A 16144-nucleotide genomic window follows, 5' to 3' on the forward strand; every position below is an offset into this window, starting at 1 on the left:
CCACAAGGATTAATCCTTTTCTCAAGCCTGTTGGGCCAAAAGCACCCGATGGTGGGGGACCGTATCAAAACATTGCCACAGGCAAACCGGCGGCCGCGTGCCGGCAGGCGGGGTATGCGGGCGTCTGCCAATACCGGCTCGCCTTCAACGGGCGAGGGGGGTGACAGCGATCTGCGCGCCCGCCGTGAACGGCGCAGCGCCGCGCGTTTGGATGCAGCCGGGATCGACAAGATCAAAGACAGCGAAATGCACCAGGAAAGCGAGCAGATCATTCTTCTGCCCAAGGAAGCAGGGGCCATGACCCTGTTCCTGCTGGTCGCTTACGCCGTTTCCGCGGTGGCGTTTCAGGGTCTCCCATCGCTGAACACGGTGGGCGCGGCGCTCGCTTCGGCAGCGCTGTTTTCATGCGGATCGCTGTTCGCAACGATCCAGCGCCGTGCGCAGGTGTCCTTGCGGACCCGCATCATCGTAGTGATGCTTGGCATTGTATTGCCGATGGCGCTGGCGGGTTACGCCATGGCATGCTGGGTCGGAGAAGGCTTGCCGTGGCAATGGGCCGTGGCAACGCTGATCTGCATCAACGCAGCCGCTGCGGCGCTGTTCGATATGCGGATCATATCGTTGTTCAGTGGGAAGATCGCCAGCTGGGCCGGGTTTGCGCTGCTGGTGCCCCATGCGATGACTTACGCCGCGCTGATAGCATCAGCCTTGACCCTGTCGTTGATCGCCCGGTTAGAATGGAAGGCTGCGGAACGGCGCCGCCAGAACCGCGAAGCACGCGAACGCGTGGCGGCCCGCGCAGAAGATATTCTGCGCAGCTTTGAAGAAACCGGACAGGGCTGGTTCTGGGAAACCGACCGGCGCGGGTTGATTACGTATATCTCACCCAAGGCAGCGATGGCGCTGGGCAAGACAAGCGCCCAGATCGTTGGTCGTCCCTTGGGCGCAATTGTCGATCCTGCGCCCGGCGCAGAAGACGCCGAACGCACGCTCGCCTTCCATCTTTCTGCCCGGTCATCCTTCCACGACGTTGAAGTTCGCGCAGCAACGCTGGGCGATGAACGCTGGTGGGCGCTGACGGGACGACCGGTCTACGACAGCTTCAAGAACTTCTGCGGTTTCCGCGGCCACGGCACCGACCTCACCGAAAAGCGCAGGAGCGAACAACAGGTCTCGCGCCTTGCGCATTACGATTCGCTCACCGGCCTGGCCAACCGCGTGCAGATGAGCCGGGCGCTGGAAGAAATCCTTGCCGCTCCCAGCGCACGCGAACGCGCGTGCGCCGTACTGATGCTCGATCTTGACCGCTTCAAACAGGTGAACGACACGCTCGGCCATCCGGCAGGGGATGCTCTGCTCAAACAGGTCGCGCAGCGGCTCGAACGCAGCATCGGCGCTGCGGGGCGGTGCGGAAGGCTGGGGGGCGATGAATTCAAGGTCATCGTTCCGGGCGACCAGTCGCGCCCGGCATTGGGGCACATGGCGCAGGAAATCATCAGCGCGCTGTCGCAGCCCTATTCGCTTGAAGGGCAAAGCGTCGTTATCGGCGCGTCAATCGGGATCGCACTTGCACCGGAACACGGTGCGACCAGCGATGAGCTGATCCGCAATGTTGACCTTGCGTTGTACGCAGCCAAAGATGCCGGACGCGGGGTCTATCGCTTCTACGCCGAAGACCTCCACGCGGCGGCCGAAGAACGCGCTGAGCTGGAACAGGATCTGCGCGATGCCATCGCCAAAGGCGATCTGCAGCTCTATTATCAGCCTGTGATCTATGCTGCGACCGAAACCATCGTCGGGTTCGAAGCACTGATGCGTTGGAACCACCCAAAGCGCGGTTGGTTGAGCCCATCCAAATTTGTGCCGATTGCCGAAGATGCCGGCTTGATCGACCGGATGGGACAATGGGCCTTGCGCACCGCATGCGCCGACATGTCGCGCTGGCCGCGATCGATCCGTTGTGCGGTCAATGTATCCGCGCTGCAATTTGCCAATCCCGAACTGCCTGCCATCGTGGCCAATGCGCTAGCCCATTCGGGTGTCGCTCCCTCGCGTCTGGAGCTTGAAATCACTGAAAGCGTGTTCCTGAACGACAATGCCATGACCGAGACAATGTTCAAGGCGCTGAAGCGGGTGGGCGTACGCCTTGCACTTGACGACTTTGGAACGGGATATTCTTCGCTCGGCTATCTGAAGAAAGCGCCTTTCGACAAGATCAAGATTGACCGCAGCTTCGTGCAAGGTGCCACAGAAGAAGGTAGCCGGAACGGCGCCATAATCGCCTCGATTACGTCGCTGGCCGAGGCACTGCACATGGATACGACAGCCGAAGGCGTCGAAACGCTGGACGAACTGGATCTGGTGCGGCTGCTGGGATGCAGCCATGTTCAGGGTCATATCTACTATAAACCGATGCCCGCAGAAGACGCCGCCGCTCTTGTCGAGGGCGATCTGGTGGCGTCCGCAGAAGGCCCGCAATGCGTCCGCGCGCCTCGACAAAACCTGCTGCGCAAGGTCGCAGTCATTCACAATCGCATCCGGACCACTGCGACTCTGCGCAACATTTCGGAAAGCGGAGCCATGATCGAAGGGCTGTGGAATGTGCCAGCGGGAAGTGTCCTGCGTGTCGAATTTTCACCCGGCAGTGTGGCGACCGCTCAAGTCCGCTGGTCCTGCGATACCCGCGTAGGGATAGAATTTGATGAGGCACTGCGCCGCCGTGCTGATGGGTCCTTTTCGGTGCTCAGCAGTCAGCGCGAACATGCGCTCAAGGCTTCGCACGGTTAGACGGGTTGCCTTGACGTAACTAGCACGATCGCCGCGTGGGTATCGGTGTTGTTAGGGGTGGCTGTTAGCGGAAAAATAACCATCGGGCTTTACTCCTCTGCAAACCAGAGAGAGCGGCGGCGTGGGCCGTTTGCCACCTGACGTTTGGAGGTTTGCAGGGGAGTGTCGCTGAAGGGTCTCTTGTCCCCCCGCATTGTCGTTGCGCCTCAGAGCGAGCGCCCTGCTGCTGCATCGGTTTTGACCGATGACGAACGTCTCGCCATGCTTGATGATCTAGAAGAATCGGGGTTGGGCTGGTTTTGGGCCAGCAATGAAAGCGGCCATCTTACCTATTTGTCAGCCGTCATCGCAGCGCGGATCGGCGTGCCGCTGGCCGATCTGTTGGGTCAGCCTTTAACCTCGATTTTTACCGCTGCCGATCGCGAACAACGCGGCAAATCGCTTTCGTGGATGCTGGGCGCTCACAAGGGTTTTGCGGGCATCGCAGTACATGCCGTGCGGCGTCCCGACGGCGCAGTGCTGCGTCTCTCGGGCCAACCGGTAAAACGTCCCGATGGTCAATTTGCCGGTTTCCGTGGAACGGGTGCGGACATCACCGATGAATATCACCGCGAGGAAGAAACCGCGCGACTGGTACGATTTGATTCCCTGACCGGGCTGTCCAACCGGCACCGCATGGCGCACCACCTTGATACGACGCTGACCGCTTTCAAGGCGGCGCGGCGCAATTGCGCGGTCATGATGCTCGATCTGGATCGGTTTAAACATGTCAACGACACGCTGGGCCATGCCGCGGGTGATGAACTGCTGAAGCAGGTTGCCGACAGATTAACCCGTGCAATCGATCGCGAATGCGAGATCGGGCGATTGGGCGGAGATGAATTTCAGGTCATGTTGCCTGATGTCGATGATCGCGGGGTTCTGGGCGATCTGGCGATGAAGATTATCACCATGCTGCGTCAGCCTTACAGCCTGCAAGAGGGGCGCTGTGTCATTGGTGCCTCCGTCGGAATCGCGATCGCCCCGCACGACGGGGTAAACCGCGAAGAACTCGTGCGTGCCGCAGATCTTGCGCTGTATGCTTCGAAGAATGGCGGCCGCGGACAATACCGCTTTTTTTCGGGCGATCTGGAAAACGAAACGATTTTCCGCCGCCGGCTTGAACAGGATCTGGGCACCGCTTTGCGTGAAGAGCAGTTGTTCCTGCGTTTCGAACCGATCGTAGAGGCCGCAGCCGGAAATGTTTGCGCGCTCGAAGCCCACGTATGCTGGAACCACGACGAACGCGGTGTGATCGACGAGGAGGAATTTTCGCAGATCGCCGAAGGCTCGGCGTTGCTCGGCGATGTGGGGCGGTGGGCAATTGCCGCCGCTTGCCAAAGCGCCTCAGCCTGGCCGGAGAGTGTTAAGGTCGCGGTCAATGTCCCGGTGCCTCTGTTTCAAGCGGAAGATTTCGTCGAACGTGTCAGCGAAGCGGTTCATGGATCGGGCATCAACCCGTCTCGGCTTGAACTTGAAATCAGCGAAGCGGTGTTTTTTGGTGATACCAATGTCGTCGATCGCACGCTGGCGGCTTTGTTCAAACTTGGTGTGCGTCTTACTCTCGACGAATTCGGTAGCGGTTATTCCTCGCTCGCCTATCTGCGCCGGGCGCCGTTCGACAGCATCAAGTTCGACCAGAAACTGATCGCTGCGGCAGAACGCGATGATGGCCGCGAACTCGGTCTGGTGCGAGCGATCGTCGCCCTGGCCGGGGCTTTGCATATGGATACGATGGCAAGCGGCATTGAAAACGCCAATCTTGTCTCAGCGCTTGCCAATGGCGGCGTCCGTTTCCTTCAAGGCCCGATCTTCAGCGAACCAGTGGACGACCAGGCACTGATGCAGGAACTGGCGGGCGGCACGTGGAAAATCGAACCCGACTCTGACCGGACGCGCCGTGCACGTCGGCGCACGGTGTTTCGCAAGATCCAGGTGATCCACGATGACTACACCTACGAAGTGACACTGCGCAATCTGTCAAAGACGGGCGCGTTGATCCAGGGGCTGGCCGACGTCCCACGTCAGACACAGTTCGTGGTCGATCTGGGCGGCGGCCAGCTCGCCGTTGCTACGGTGACCCGCAGCAATGGCGATGTGCAGGGGCTGGAATTCGAACAGTCGCTGATCGAGGACGGTTCGGGCGGGCTGTGCACCCGCAACCGCGTGTCGCCCTACGCGCTCGCAGCCGCGGGAACACCGCTCGCGGCTTTGGCCCCGGACAAGTTCTTGAGCATGGATCAGGGCGGGGCCATACCCAAGTTCGGTTACGCCAACCAGCCGATCTAGCTGTTGCGTTTTTGGCGAATGACAACCGCGAGGCTCGGCGCTACATCGCGCGGCGATGACTGACCTTTCAAAAATCCGCAATTTTTCGATTATCGCGCATATCGACCATGGCAAGTCGACGCTGGCTGACCGGCTGATCCAGTTCACCGGTGGGCTCACCGCGCGCGAGATGTCCGAGCAAGTCCTTGATAACATGGACATTGAGAAAGAGCGCGGTATCACCATCAAGGCGCAGACCGTGCGTCTCAATTACACCGCCAAGAACGGCGAAACATATCAGCTCAACCTCATGGACACGCCGGGCCACGTTGACTTCGCCTATGAGGTGAGCCGCAGCCTTGCCGCGTGCGAGGGCGCGTTGCTGGTGGTGGACGCGGCGCAGGGCGTCGAGGCGCAGACATTGGCCAACGTGTATCAATCGATCGAGCACGATCACGAAATCGTCCCCGTCATCAACAAGATCGACCTGCCCGCTGCGGAGCCTGAAAAGGTTCGCAAGGAGATCGAAGACATCATCGGGATCGATGCATCCAACGCCGTTCTTGCATCCGCCAAATCGGGAATCGGGATCGAGGAAGTGCTCGAAGCGGTGGTCGAACGCATCCCGCCGCCGCAAGGCAAGATCGATGCGCCGCTGACCGCTAGCCTCGTCGACTCGTGGTACGACCCCTATCTGGGCGTCGTCATCCTCGTGCGCGTGATCGACGGCAAGCTGACCAAGGGGCTGAATATCCGCTTCATGCAGGGCGGCACGCAGCACCTGGTCGACCGCGTTGGCTGTTTCACGCCCAAGCGCACCGATCTGGCCGAACTTGGCCCCGGCGAAATCGGTTTCATTACGGCGCAGATCAAGGAAGTCGAACAGGCGCGCGTCGGTGACACGATCACCACGGTCAAGGGCGGGTCGGAAACGGCGCTGCCGGGCTACAAGGAAGTGCAGCCCGTGGTATTCTGCGGGATGTTCCCGGTCGACGCCGCCGACTTCGAGAAGCTGCGCGAAAGCATCGGCAAGCTGCGGCTGAACGATGCAAGCTTCAGCTTCGAAATGGAATCGAGCGCGGCGCTGGGCTTCGGCTTCCGGTGCGGGTTCCTTGGTCTGCTGCATCTGGAGATCATCCAGGAACGCCTGAGCCGCGAATACGACCTTGACCTGATCACCACCGCGCCAAGCGTGGTGTACCGCATCCATCTTGGCCATTCCAAGACCGAGGATGCCAAGGTCATCGACATTCACAATCCCGCCGACTGGCCCGACACCAACCGGATCGAGATGATCGAGGAGCCGTGGATCAAGGCGGTGATTTACACCCCTGACGAATATCTCGGCCCGATCCTGAAGCTGTGTCAGGACCGCCGCGGCATCCAGACCGAACTGACCTACGTGGGCGGCCGCGCGCAGGTCACGTATGAACTGCCGCTCAATGAAGTCGTATTCGACTTCTACGATCGTCTGAAATCAATCAGCCGCGGCTATGCCAGCTTCGATTACGAACAGATCGGCACGCGCGAAGGCGATCTTGTGAAGATGAACATTCTCGTCAACGCGGAACCCGTCGACGCGCTCAGCCTGATCGTTCACCGCCATGTGGCCGAAGAACGCGGCCGCGGCATGTGTGAACGCCTGAAAGACCTGATCCCGCGGCACCTGTTCAAGATCCCGATTCAGGCGGCCATCGGTGGCAAGGTGATCGCGCGCGAAACCATCGCCGCGATGCGCAAGGACGTGACCGCCAAGTGTTACGGCGGGGACATCAGCCGCAAGAAGAAGCTGCTCGACAAGCAGAAGAAGGGCAAGGCCCGGATGCGCGAATATGGGAACGTGAGCATTCCGCAGGAAGCCTTTATCGCAGCCCTGCGAATGGGCGAGGAATAGATCCGGCCGCCCATCGCGATGCCTGTATCACGCTGGATAGCCCACGTTTCTTCATGCAGGGGCTATCCGGCGGACCGTTCTTTTTGGTTGTTACAGCCTCTATAGCGTCGGCGGTTCCGGTTCCGGCGGGCTGCCAAGCGACACTGACGGCGCTTCATCGGTCCCGTCGCAAGCGATCGGGTTCGATACGTCGCGCTGCGCCAGGCGATCGTGCAGATATTTCAGATCTTTGCTGGGCGTAAACACGTTTTCGTGCGCGTCCCATTCCACGTTGACCAACTGACGTGCGGCTTCATCGGCGCAGGTTGCGGCAAGGTCGCGTTCGCGCAGTTCCACGAACCGCGTCCACGCCGCATGGGTTTCTGACGACAGACTGTTCCAGCGCGCCACACGCTGCGGTTCCATGCTGCGGCGGATGCTTTCGATCTTGGCATCGATGCTGCGGCGCACGTCGTGGTCGCTGACATTGCGTTTGCCCGCCTCGTGCTCTGCGATCCATTGTTTCTTCAATCGATCAAGCTGCATCTGGCTGACCGCGTTGAGCCCCTTTGGCCCGCCACCTGCGGCAAATCGTTCTGGCGCACGATTGCGCAAAATGAACATCAGCAGCCGGTCGTTATAGCGGGTGCGGGTGCCGACAAGTTTGCCGTAGGAATAAAGCGGTTCTTCCACGCCATTCAATGCGCGGTCCATCACCACATCTTCGACCCGCTGAACGCCCAGTTGCAGCGCGGCAGCCCATGCGGCGCGGAAGGTTTCCGCACCGGGTTGGCGCCGCAGGTAATAGGCACCAAACGTGCTCATATCGACAGCCTTGCACGCAGCGGTGACCGATCCTGTATCGGCCAGCGCTTCAATAAAATCGCGTTGGCGCTGCGGCGTCCAGCCGTCGTGGCGATCACATCGGCGCGGAACGGGGGTGAAAGAAGGCAGCTCTCCCGCAGGGACGGGTAGACGGGCGGTACGGGGGTCTTTGCGGCGAGTCATTTTCGTCCTTTCGCGCACGCATGAGGATGCTGGCGCAGCATCGGGGCGACAACATCACAAAACGCATCAGTAGGAAAATGTGGGTGAGGGGCGAGCGGGCACGCAGCTTCACTTGGCGTTCAGCGCACGGCTGGCTATAGGAGCGTCCATGTCGACAAAGTTCACCGCTCGCCCCCTTGGCCGTCTTGCGCAGGTCGCGCTGGCTGCCGCTACATTTGCGACCCTTTCGGCCTGTGCCGGTAGCACGGAGGGGCAGGACGTTGCCTATGTCGCGCGCGACGTGGAATCGCTTTATTCCGAAGCGCAGCGCCGGCTCGACAATGGCAACACCTTGCAGGCCGCGGCGCTGTTTGACGAGGTGGAACGCCAGCACCCCTATTCCCCCTGGGCGCGGCGCGCACAGTTGATGAGTGCGTTCAGCTATTACGTCGCGCGCGATTACAACAAGGCGATCCAGAACGCGCAGCGGTTCCTGTCGATCCACCCGGGCAACAAGGACGCGCCTTACGCCTATTACCTGATCGCGCTGAGTTATTACGAACAGATCAGCGATGTGAACCGCGACCAGAAAATCACCGAACAGGCGCAGACTGCGCTGCGCGAAGTCAACCGCCGGTTCCCGCAGACCGAATATGCCGCCGATGCGCGATTGAAGCTTGATCTGGTGGCCGATCACCTTGCGGGCAAGGAAATGGAAATCGGCCGTCATTATCAGCGTATGGGATTGTGGCTGGCCGCTGATTTGCGCTTCCGCAATGTGGTAGAAAAGTTCGCTACGACCAGTCACACGCCCGAAGCGTTGTATCGTCTGACCGAAAGCAGCCTGGCCTTGGGTGTGCCGGCCGAAGCGGTGAAGTACGCCGCCGTGCTGGGCGCCAACTATCCGGGCACGGATTGGTACGATCGCGCATTCAAGCTGGTCGATCGCCATGCGGATGGCGTCGTTCCGTCCTGAGGCTTGAAACAGGCTGGCGGGGAACAAGCCCCGCCATGCCCGTGAATGCTGGTGTTACTTCTGGAACACCACCTTGGTGCTGCCGCTGACCATCTGGGCCAGCCGTGCCGCATCCCAATTGGTCAGGCGCACGCATCCGTTGCTTTGCGCCGTGCCGATGGTGTCGGGCGCGGGCGTGCCGTGGATGCCGTAATGTTCCTTGCTCAGATCGATCCACACCACGCCGACCGGGCCGTTGGGGCCGGGGGGAAGCTGCTGCTTTTCATCACTGTCAGGCGCACCGCGAAGCAGTTTGGGATCATAGGCGTAGGTGGGGTTGTAGGCTTTGCCCTTCACGTCCCAATTGCCGATGGGCAGGGGATCGTTCTGTGATCCGGTCGTGACAGTGAACATCGCCACCAGCTTGTCGTTTTCATCGAACGCCTTCAGCCAGCCTTCGCTTTCGTCGACCAGAATACGCGCAACTTCGGGCTGATTGGTGCCCACCCCGAGCGAGCGCAGGGTTTCGAGCCAGTCCTTGTTATCGATGCTATCGGCCGCAATCCGGTCAGCACCGATATTGGGCACACGCACCTTTTGTCCCGCCGTGAATACGGGCGCATTGTTTGCGTTTTCGGGCGTGGCTGCCGCGCTGGGGGTGGCGCCATCGGCACCGGCGGGCTTTCCTCCGGGGTTAAGCTGTGCCAGCACCGCCGGGGTCGTGTGGAAGCGTTCGGCCAGCTTTTCTGTCAAGCTTTCGTAGCCGAGCTTTTCCAGCTTGGCCTGATCGGCGGGGCTTTCGGGCAAGGTTTCAAACGTCAGCTGGCCCCAGTCCTGCGGGATCGTGACGATCCGGGTCGCGGAAATGGTGCGCCATTGAGACAGTGCTTCCATCGTGGCGGTATCGAATTCGCCTGTCACTTCCAGCCCGCGCGATTCCTGAAAGCCTTTCACGGCGTTCGTCAGCGACGCGCCCTTCGCTCCGTCGATCACGCCGGGACCGAAGCCCAGACGTTCCAGCACGACCTGTGCTTGCATCACGGGGCGCGGGTCGGTGTCGGCGATGGCGTCGCCTCCTGTAGCATTGTCGTTCGACGCCATCGAATCCGCGCCATTGTCATCGCGGGTCGCTGCGGCTGTGTTGGAATCCTGCGGGTCAGACTGTTCTGCGCCGCACGCACCCAGCAGCAGACACAGGGGGGCAAGCGGAGCGAGGGGAAGACGCATGAAAAATCCTTATGGCGAAGCCCGCGATCGGGCACAGGGAGGGGGAAACCGCAAGGGGCGCGGGCGGTTCCATTGTCGGGCAATTCAGTTGGACGGTGCGGTGATGGGGGCGCAAGCACGCACGTGCGCGTTGCTGGCTCAGGCCAGCGCGATCCGCACCGGAACCCCTTTGCTTGCCGGGGTTTGTGACAGTTCTTCGTGATACCACAGCGGAACCAGCGGATTGAGTTCGGGAAAATATCCCGCCAGCGTTCCCGCGGGCAGATCATAGGGCACCACGGCAAGCCCGCTGACGCTGCGCTGCATCTCCTGCGCGCCGCCCGGTGCTTCGCCTGCATCGGTGACAAGCGTCACCCGGTCGCCTTCTGCAAGTCCGGCGTCGCGCATGTCTTCGGGCTTCATCAGCACGATCATCCGGCTGCCAGAAAGCCCGCGCAGCCGGTCATCGTGGCCGTAGATCGTGGTGTTGAACTGGTCGTTGGAACGCAGCGTGATGAGATGATAGCGCCCGGCGGCATCGCCCACGCCGCAGGCATTCAGCACGCTTGGCACGGTGAACTCCGCCTTGCGGCTCGCAGTTTTCCACACGCGTTCGCGCGCTGCGTTGCCGCGGAAAAAGCCGCCGGGCGTGTTCATCCGGCCGTTCATGTCGAAGAATTCGTCAGGATAGGTCGCAGCGATCGCATCGCGGATGCGGCCGTAATCGGCCTGCCAGGCGTCCCACGTCAGCTTGGGATAGCGATCGCCCACCGTAGCCTTGGCCAGCCCGCAGACAATCGCGGTTTCGCTGAGCAGGTGTTCGCTGGCCGGGGTGCGATAGGCGCGGCTGCCGCTGATGTGGCTGAAGCTGTCTTCCATGCTCACCCACTGCTGGCCGTTGACCTGCTCATCGATCTCCGCACGCACAAGGCAGGGGAGTATCCAGCTTGCCTTTCCGGGCAGGCAATGCGTGGTGTTAAGCTTGGTCGCGACGTGGACGGTCAGTTCCATGTTCCGCCACGCATCATGCACCCGCACATGATCGGGCACCGCATTGGCAAGGTTCCCGCCCAGTCCCACAAATGCCCGGGCCGATCCGTCACACACCGCTTCGAGAAAGGCGACGGTGTTGTGCCCATCGCGCACAGGCGTTTCCAGATCGAACAGCTCGCGGTATTTTTCGACCGGAGCCAGATCGACTTTTTCGGTAATGCCCACGGTGCGCTGGCCCTGCACGTTGGAATGGCCGCGGATCGGCGAACAGCCGGTGCCCTTGCGCCCGATATTTCCGCGCAGCAGCAGCAGGTTGACCAGCATTCCGATCGCCTGGGATCCGTGAACATGCTGGGTCAGACCCATGCCGTAAATGCCCATCACATTCTTCGCCTGCGCGTAACAGCGGCCCGCCGCCTCCATCTCATCGCGCGTGAGGCCGCTTGCGCGTTCAAGATCGCCCCAATCGGCAGCGTCAAGCGTAGCGATGAAATCGTCGAGGCCATGGGTATGTTCTGCGATGAACGCATGATCGAGCACCGCAGCATCATTGGGCCCGCGGGCGCGCTCCATCGCGATGACGTGCTTGCACACGCCCATTAGTGCCGCGATGTCCCCGCCTGCACGAACCTGGCAATATTGATGGTCGATCCTGGTCGGCGTCCCCACGGTCATCTGGACAGGGTTCTGCGGGTCGACGAATTCGCGCAGGCCCTTTTCCTTGAGCGGATTGAAGACAATGATCTTGCACCCGCGCTCCACCGCCGATTTCAGCGGGTGCAGGATGCGCGGGCTGTTGGTGCCGGGGTTCTGACCGAGGTAGAAGATTGCATCGACATGATCGAAATCCTCCATCTGGCAGGTGCCCACCGATGATCCGATCACCTTCTTCAGACCCACCGAAGTCGTTTCGTGACACATGTTGGAACTGTCAGGCAGATTATTGTGGCCATAGGCGCGGGCGAACAGCGCGTAGAGATAGGATGGTTCCAGCGCGGCCTTCCCGCTGGCGTAGAACGTGACCGATTGCGGATCGAGGCTGCGCAGTTTTGCCCCGATTTCGGTAAAGGCGGTGTCCCAGTCGGCGCGTTCGTATGTGTCAGTTGCAGGGTTGTAGCGCAGCGGCTCTGTTAGACGGCCAAGCATTTCGAGCGCGTAGTCCCCCATGCCGCGCAATTCGGTGACGGTGTGCTGCGCCAGCACTTCGGGCGTGCAGCGATCGCGGGTCAGATCCCACAAGGTCGCCTTGGCACCGTTTTCGCAGAATTCGAAGGCAAGCGGGTCTTCCGGTTTGGTCCAGGCGCACGATGCGCACATGTACCCGCCGGGCTTGTTCTGGTCTTTCAGCGTCAGCAACGCAGATGGGGAAGCGCGCGCCGCCAGTTCGATCCGGGCGATGCCTTCGACCGATCCCCAGCCACCGGTTGCGCCGTTATATTGCCTGGGCTTGGGAAGTTCATCGGCCATGTGCTTTGCCTTTCGTTCGGGTATCTGCATCCGCCACCGCATCGAAGATGGCGTGGGGATCATTCATCACCAGCGCCCCATCGTCACGGGCCAGCGCGATCAACGTCAAGCCCGCTTCGCCCGCGCGCGCAACCGCAAGATCGCTTGCCGCCGAAATCGTGACGAGCGCGGGTACGCCGGCGCGTACGGTCTTTTCCACCAGTTCATACGAGCAGCGGGCGGACAGCAGGACAAACCCCGTGTGCGGATCAATCTTCATCCGCGCCATGTGGCCGATCAGCTTGTCGAGCGCGTTGTGCCGCCCGACATCCTCACGCGTGGCAATGATCTGGCCCGCCCCGTCGCAAAACGCGGCGGCATGCATGGCCCCTGTGGCGCGGCCCAGCGGCTGATGACATCGCAGCGCCGCCAGTGCAGCGGTTATCGCGGCCACCGACAGGGCAGGGTGCGCCGTGATGGGTGCAAGCGGGCGCAGCACATCGTCGATCGTTTCAAGCCCGCACAATCCGCAGCTGCCTTCGACCAATCGCAACCGCAACCGTTCGCGCAATGGCGCAGCGCGATCTTCAGGCAGAGTTATGCGGATGATGGTGCCCCGATCCAACGGCGCAATTGCCAAGGCCAGAATGTCTTCAGGGCCGTTCGCCAATCCTTCGGCGATGGTGAAGCCTACCGCGAAATCCTCACAATCGTGCGGCGTGCCCAGCATGACGGCATAACCAAGCCCGTTATATTCAAAAGCAATGGGCTGTTCCTGCGCCAGCGCTTCGGGCGCGTCGCGCACGGGCGCATCGGTAAAGGCGATGCGGAATATGTGAGGGGTCTGGCAGCCTGGCACTGTGCCATCCTATCACCGATCCTGCGCAAGGCGATGGATAAAGCGGTGACACATCATTTGCGCACTGTTGCGGCGCGGCGATCACAAAATCGATCAGCGACGGGGATTTGCCCTGCTTGCGGTGGTGACGTGCCGCCAAGGGTGCGCTATCTGCCCGGATACCCATGCTGACCCGGCTTTCGATCCGCAACATTGTCCTTATCGAAGCGCTCGATCTCGATTTCGCGCGCGGGCTTGGCGTGCTGACGGGGGAGACGGGGGCGGGCAAGTCGATCCTGCTTGATGCGCTGGGGCTTATCCTTGGCGGCCGGGCGGAAACATCGCTGGTGCGCAGCGGCGCAGACAAGGCCAGCGTCATTGCCAGCTTTGAATTTGTCACGCTGCCTGCCGGGATCGCGGCGGCGCTTGATGATGCCGATATTGCCATTGAACCGGGCGAACCGCTGTTGATCCGCCGGCAGATCAAGGCTGATGGCGGATCGAAGGCGTTCGTCAATGATTCGCCTGCCAGCGTTGCGCTGCTGCGCGAATTGGCGCCTGCGCTGGTCGAACTGCACGGCCAGCACGATGATCGCGGGCTGGTGAACCCCAAGGGGCACCGGATGCTGCTGGATCGCTATGCCGGAACCGATACCGCCGGGCTTGAACGCGCCTATGCCAACTGGGCCAAGGCCGAAGCCCAGCTGGCAGAAGCGCGCAGCGTGGTCGATCAGGCCAAGGCCGATCAGGACCTGCTGATTGCCCATTTGGGCGAACTGACCGCGTTGGAACCTGTCGCGGGCGAAGAAGCGCGGCTCGCCGGGGCGCGGGCGGATATGCAGAAGGGCGAAAAGCTTTCGGGCGATCTCGAAACGCTGCGCCACCTGTGGGAAGGTTCGGATTCGCCATTGGCTTCGCTGCGGGTGGCGGCGCGCAAGCTCGATCGTATTGCCGAACAGCACAACTTGCTGGCGGAAGCCTTGGCTGCGCTCGACCGCGCGGTAATCGAGGCTAGCGAGGCGGAAGACAAGCTGCGCTCCGCTGCCGAGGCGCTGGTGCATGATCCGCTGGAACTGGAACGCGCTGAAACCCGTTTGTTCGAACTTCGCGCTGCTGCGCGCAAGCATCGCTGCGAGGTTGACGATCTGCCTGAACTGATGCGCACCATGCGCAGCCGGTTGGACGCGATTGAGGGCGGAGAAGCGCAACTTGATGCGCTGGAGGCCGCGGCCAAGGATGCGCGCAAGGCTTACGTCGCTGCGGCCGAAGCAGCGCACGCATCGCGGGTGGCGGGCGCAAACAAGCTGGATGGCGCCGTGGCGGCAGAACTCGCACCGCTGAAACTGGACGCCGCGCGGTTCCGCACTGCGATAACTCCGCTGCCCGAAGATCGCTGGGGCGCAAGCGGGATGGACGCGGTGGAGTTTCTGATCTCGACCAACCCCGGCGCGGACTTTGCGCCGCTGGGCAAGATCGCATCGGGCGGCGAATTGTCGCGATTCATCCTCGCGTTGAAGGTCGCCCTGGCGGAACAGGGCGGGGCGGCGACGATCATCTTCGATGAAATCGACCGCGGCGTCGGCGGGGCGGTGGCCTCTGCGATTGGTGAGCGGCTGGCGCGGCTGGCGGCGCGCGAAGGGCAATTGCTGGCGGTAACGCATAGCCCGCAGGTCGCCGCGCGGGGTGGGCAGCACTATTTCATCGCCAAGGCTTCCACCGGCACGGTGACGAAGACATCGGTGGTGCTGCTCGACCATGCCGGGCGGCAGGAGGAGATTGCCCGGATGCTGTCGGGCGCCGAAGTCACACCCGAAGCGCGGGCGCAGGCGGATCGGCTGCTGGAGGGGGTATGATGCGCTGGCTTCCCGTCCTGCTGTTCGCCGCGGCCTGTGCCCCCGTAACGGCTGACCGGCAGAACGCGCCGTCCGCGGTGCAGCCCAACAACGCAACCTACGGCACCGATGCAAACCTTGCCGCCTCTCCGCCCGATGCGATCCTGCGCTATGCCGATCATGCGCGCGGGTTTGCCGAATTGCGCCTGCCTGCAGGAGAGGGGCCGTTTCCGCTGGCGGTGATCTATCACGGCGGATGCTGGAAGACCGGGATCGCCAGCCAGGCTTACATGGCCCCGCTTGCAACGCGCTGGCAGCAGCAGGGTATCGCGACGCTGAATGTCGATTACCGCGAGGTGGGCGATGGCGGGGGCTGGCCGGGATCATTTGCCGATTGGGCAGATTCGGCGCGGTTGATCGACGATATGGCGGCGGCTTACCCCATTGATCGTGCGCGTGTCACACTGGTCGGTCATTCGGCTGGCGGGTTGCCGGCGCAATGGCTTGCCAGCGGGCAGGATGCCAGCGGTCCTGTGGGTGTCCGTGCGCCTGTGAACGCCCGTGCTGCGATTGTGCTCGACGGGCCGGGCGATGTCGGAGCGGAACGTGCGGCGTTCGATACGCTGTGCCAGTTTTCCGCTGTCGACCCGTTCATCGGTGCTGTGTCTGAAGCTGCGGGAACGCGCTATGCCGCCATCTCGCCCGTGATTCACGCGCCCCGGCTGGCCGATCTGCTGTTCGTGCAGGCCAAGCTCCCCGCGCCATCTGCCGCAACGCAAGCAGCAGCCGCACGCGGCGGCGCGCGTGTGGCCGTGCGCGAAAATGCAGGCGCGAGCCATTTTGCCATCATCACCCCTGGCGCCGACGCCTATAAAGCCAACGAAGCCGCGATGATGGCGGTGCTGAAAGGGGATTGAGCC

10 protein-coding genes are annotated in these 16144 nt (G+C 61.9%); 6 read left to right on the forward strand and 4 right to left on the reverse strand.

Going from position 1 to position 16144, the window contains the following annotated elements; translation table 11 throughout:
* Positions 1 to 114 precede the first annotated feature (114 nt).
* The 3 genes from SJY33_RS03495 (at position 115) to lepA (ending at position 6988) form a co-directional block, all read left to right on the forward strand.
* The gene (locus SJY33_RS03495) at positions 115 to 2787 is read left to right on the forward strand and encodes an EAL domain-containing protein (RefSeq protein ID WP_379921167.1); all 2673 of its coding nucleotides are present in this window, start codon (positions 115 to 117) and stop codon (positions 2785 to 2787) included.
* 162 nt (positions 2788 to 2949) lie between these two features.
* Positions 2950 to 5115, forward strand: coding sequence for a putative bifunctional diguanylate cyclase/phosphodiesterase (locus SJY33_RS03500; protein ID WP_379921169.1), 2166 nt, complete (start codon positions 2950 to 2952; stop codon positions 5113 to 5115).
* A gap of 55 nt (positions 5116 to 5170) precedes the next feature.
* Positions 5171 to 6988: a translation elongation factor 4 gene (gene lepA / locus SJY33_RS03505; protein ID WP_379921170.1), complete on the forward strand. Its 1818-nt coding sequence runs from the start codon at positions 5171 to 5173 to the stop codon at positions 6986 to 6988.
* Positions 6989 to 7087: 99 nt separating this feature from the next.
* On the opposite strand, the gene SJY33_RS03510 is transcribed toward lepA, so the two are convergent.
* Positions 7088 to 7975 (reverse strand): hypothetical protein, encoded by an 888-nt coding sequence (locus SJY33_RS03510; protein WP_379921172.1) that lies wholly within the window; start codon positions 7973 to 7975, stop codon positions 7088 to 7090.
* A 148-nt stretch (positions 7976 to 8123) separates the two neighbouring features.
* Between SJY33_RS03510 and SJY33_RS03515 the strand changes: the two genes are divergently transcribed.
* Positions 8124 to 8930, forward strand: a complete 807-nt coding sequence (locus SJY33_RS03515) for an outer membrane protein assembly factor BamD (RefSeq protein ID WP_379921173.1) — start codon at positions 8124 to 8126, stop codon at positions 8928 to 8930.
* 54 nt (positions 8931 to 8984) lie between these two features.
* On the opposite strand, the gene SJY33_RS03520 is transcribed toward SJY33_RS03515, so the two are convergent.
* The 3 genes from SJY33_RS03520 to fdhD all read right to left on the reverse strand — a co-directional run bounded on the left by SJY33_RS03520 (position 8985) and on the right by fdhD (position 13413).
* Positions 8985 to 10136, reverse strand: coding sequence for a L,D-transpeptidase (locus SJY33_RS03520; protein WP_379921175.1), 1152 nt, complete (start codon positions 10134 to 10136; stop codon positions 8985 to 8987).
* A 138-nt stretch (positions 10137 to 10274) separates the two neighbouring features.
* The gene (locus SJY33_RS03525) at positions 10275 to 12575 is read right to left on the reverse strand and encodes an FdhF/YdeP family oxidoreductase (protein ID WP_379921176.1); all 2301 of its coding nucleotides are present in this window, start codon (positions 12573 to 12575) and stop codon (positions 10275 to 10277) included.
* Positions 12565 to 13413, reverse strand: a complete 849-nt coding sequence (fdhD, locus tag SJY33_RS03530) for a formate dehydrogenase accessory sulfurtransferase FdhD (protein ID WP_379921178.1) — start codon at positions 13411 to 13413, stop codon at positions 12565 to 12567. Before fdhD ends, SJY33_RS03525 begins: the two co-directional genes overlap by 11 nt.
* A 164-nt stretch (positions 13414 to 13577) precedes the next feature.
* On the opposite strand from fdhD, the gene recN reads away from it, so the two are divergent.
* Positions 13578 to 15245, forward strand: a complete 1668-nt coding sequence (gene recN, locus SJY33_RS03535) for a DNA repair protein RecN (RefSeq protein ID WP_379921180.1) — start codon at positions 13578 to 13580, stop codon at positions 15243 to 15245.
* The gene (locus tag SJY33_RS03540; protein WP_379921181.1) at positions 15242 to 16141 is read left to right on the forward strand and encodes an alpha/beta hydrolase family protein; all 900 of its coding nucleotides are present in this window, start codon (positions 15242 to 15244) and stop codon (positions 16139 to 16141) included. Before recN ends, SJY33_RS03540 begins: the two co-directional genes overlap by 4 nt.
* Positions 16142 to 16144 lie beyond the last annotated feature (3 nt).

The organism is Erythrobacter sp. R86502 (assembly GCF_042466465.1).
GTDB lineage: Bacteria > Pseudomonadota > Alphaproteobacteria > Sphingomonadales > Sphingomonadaceae > Erythrobacter.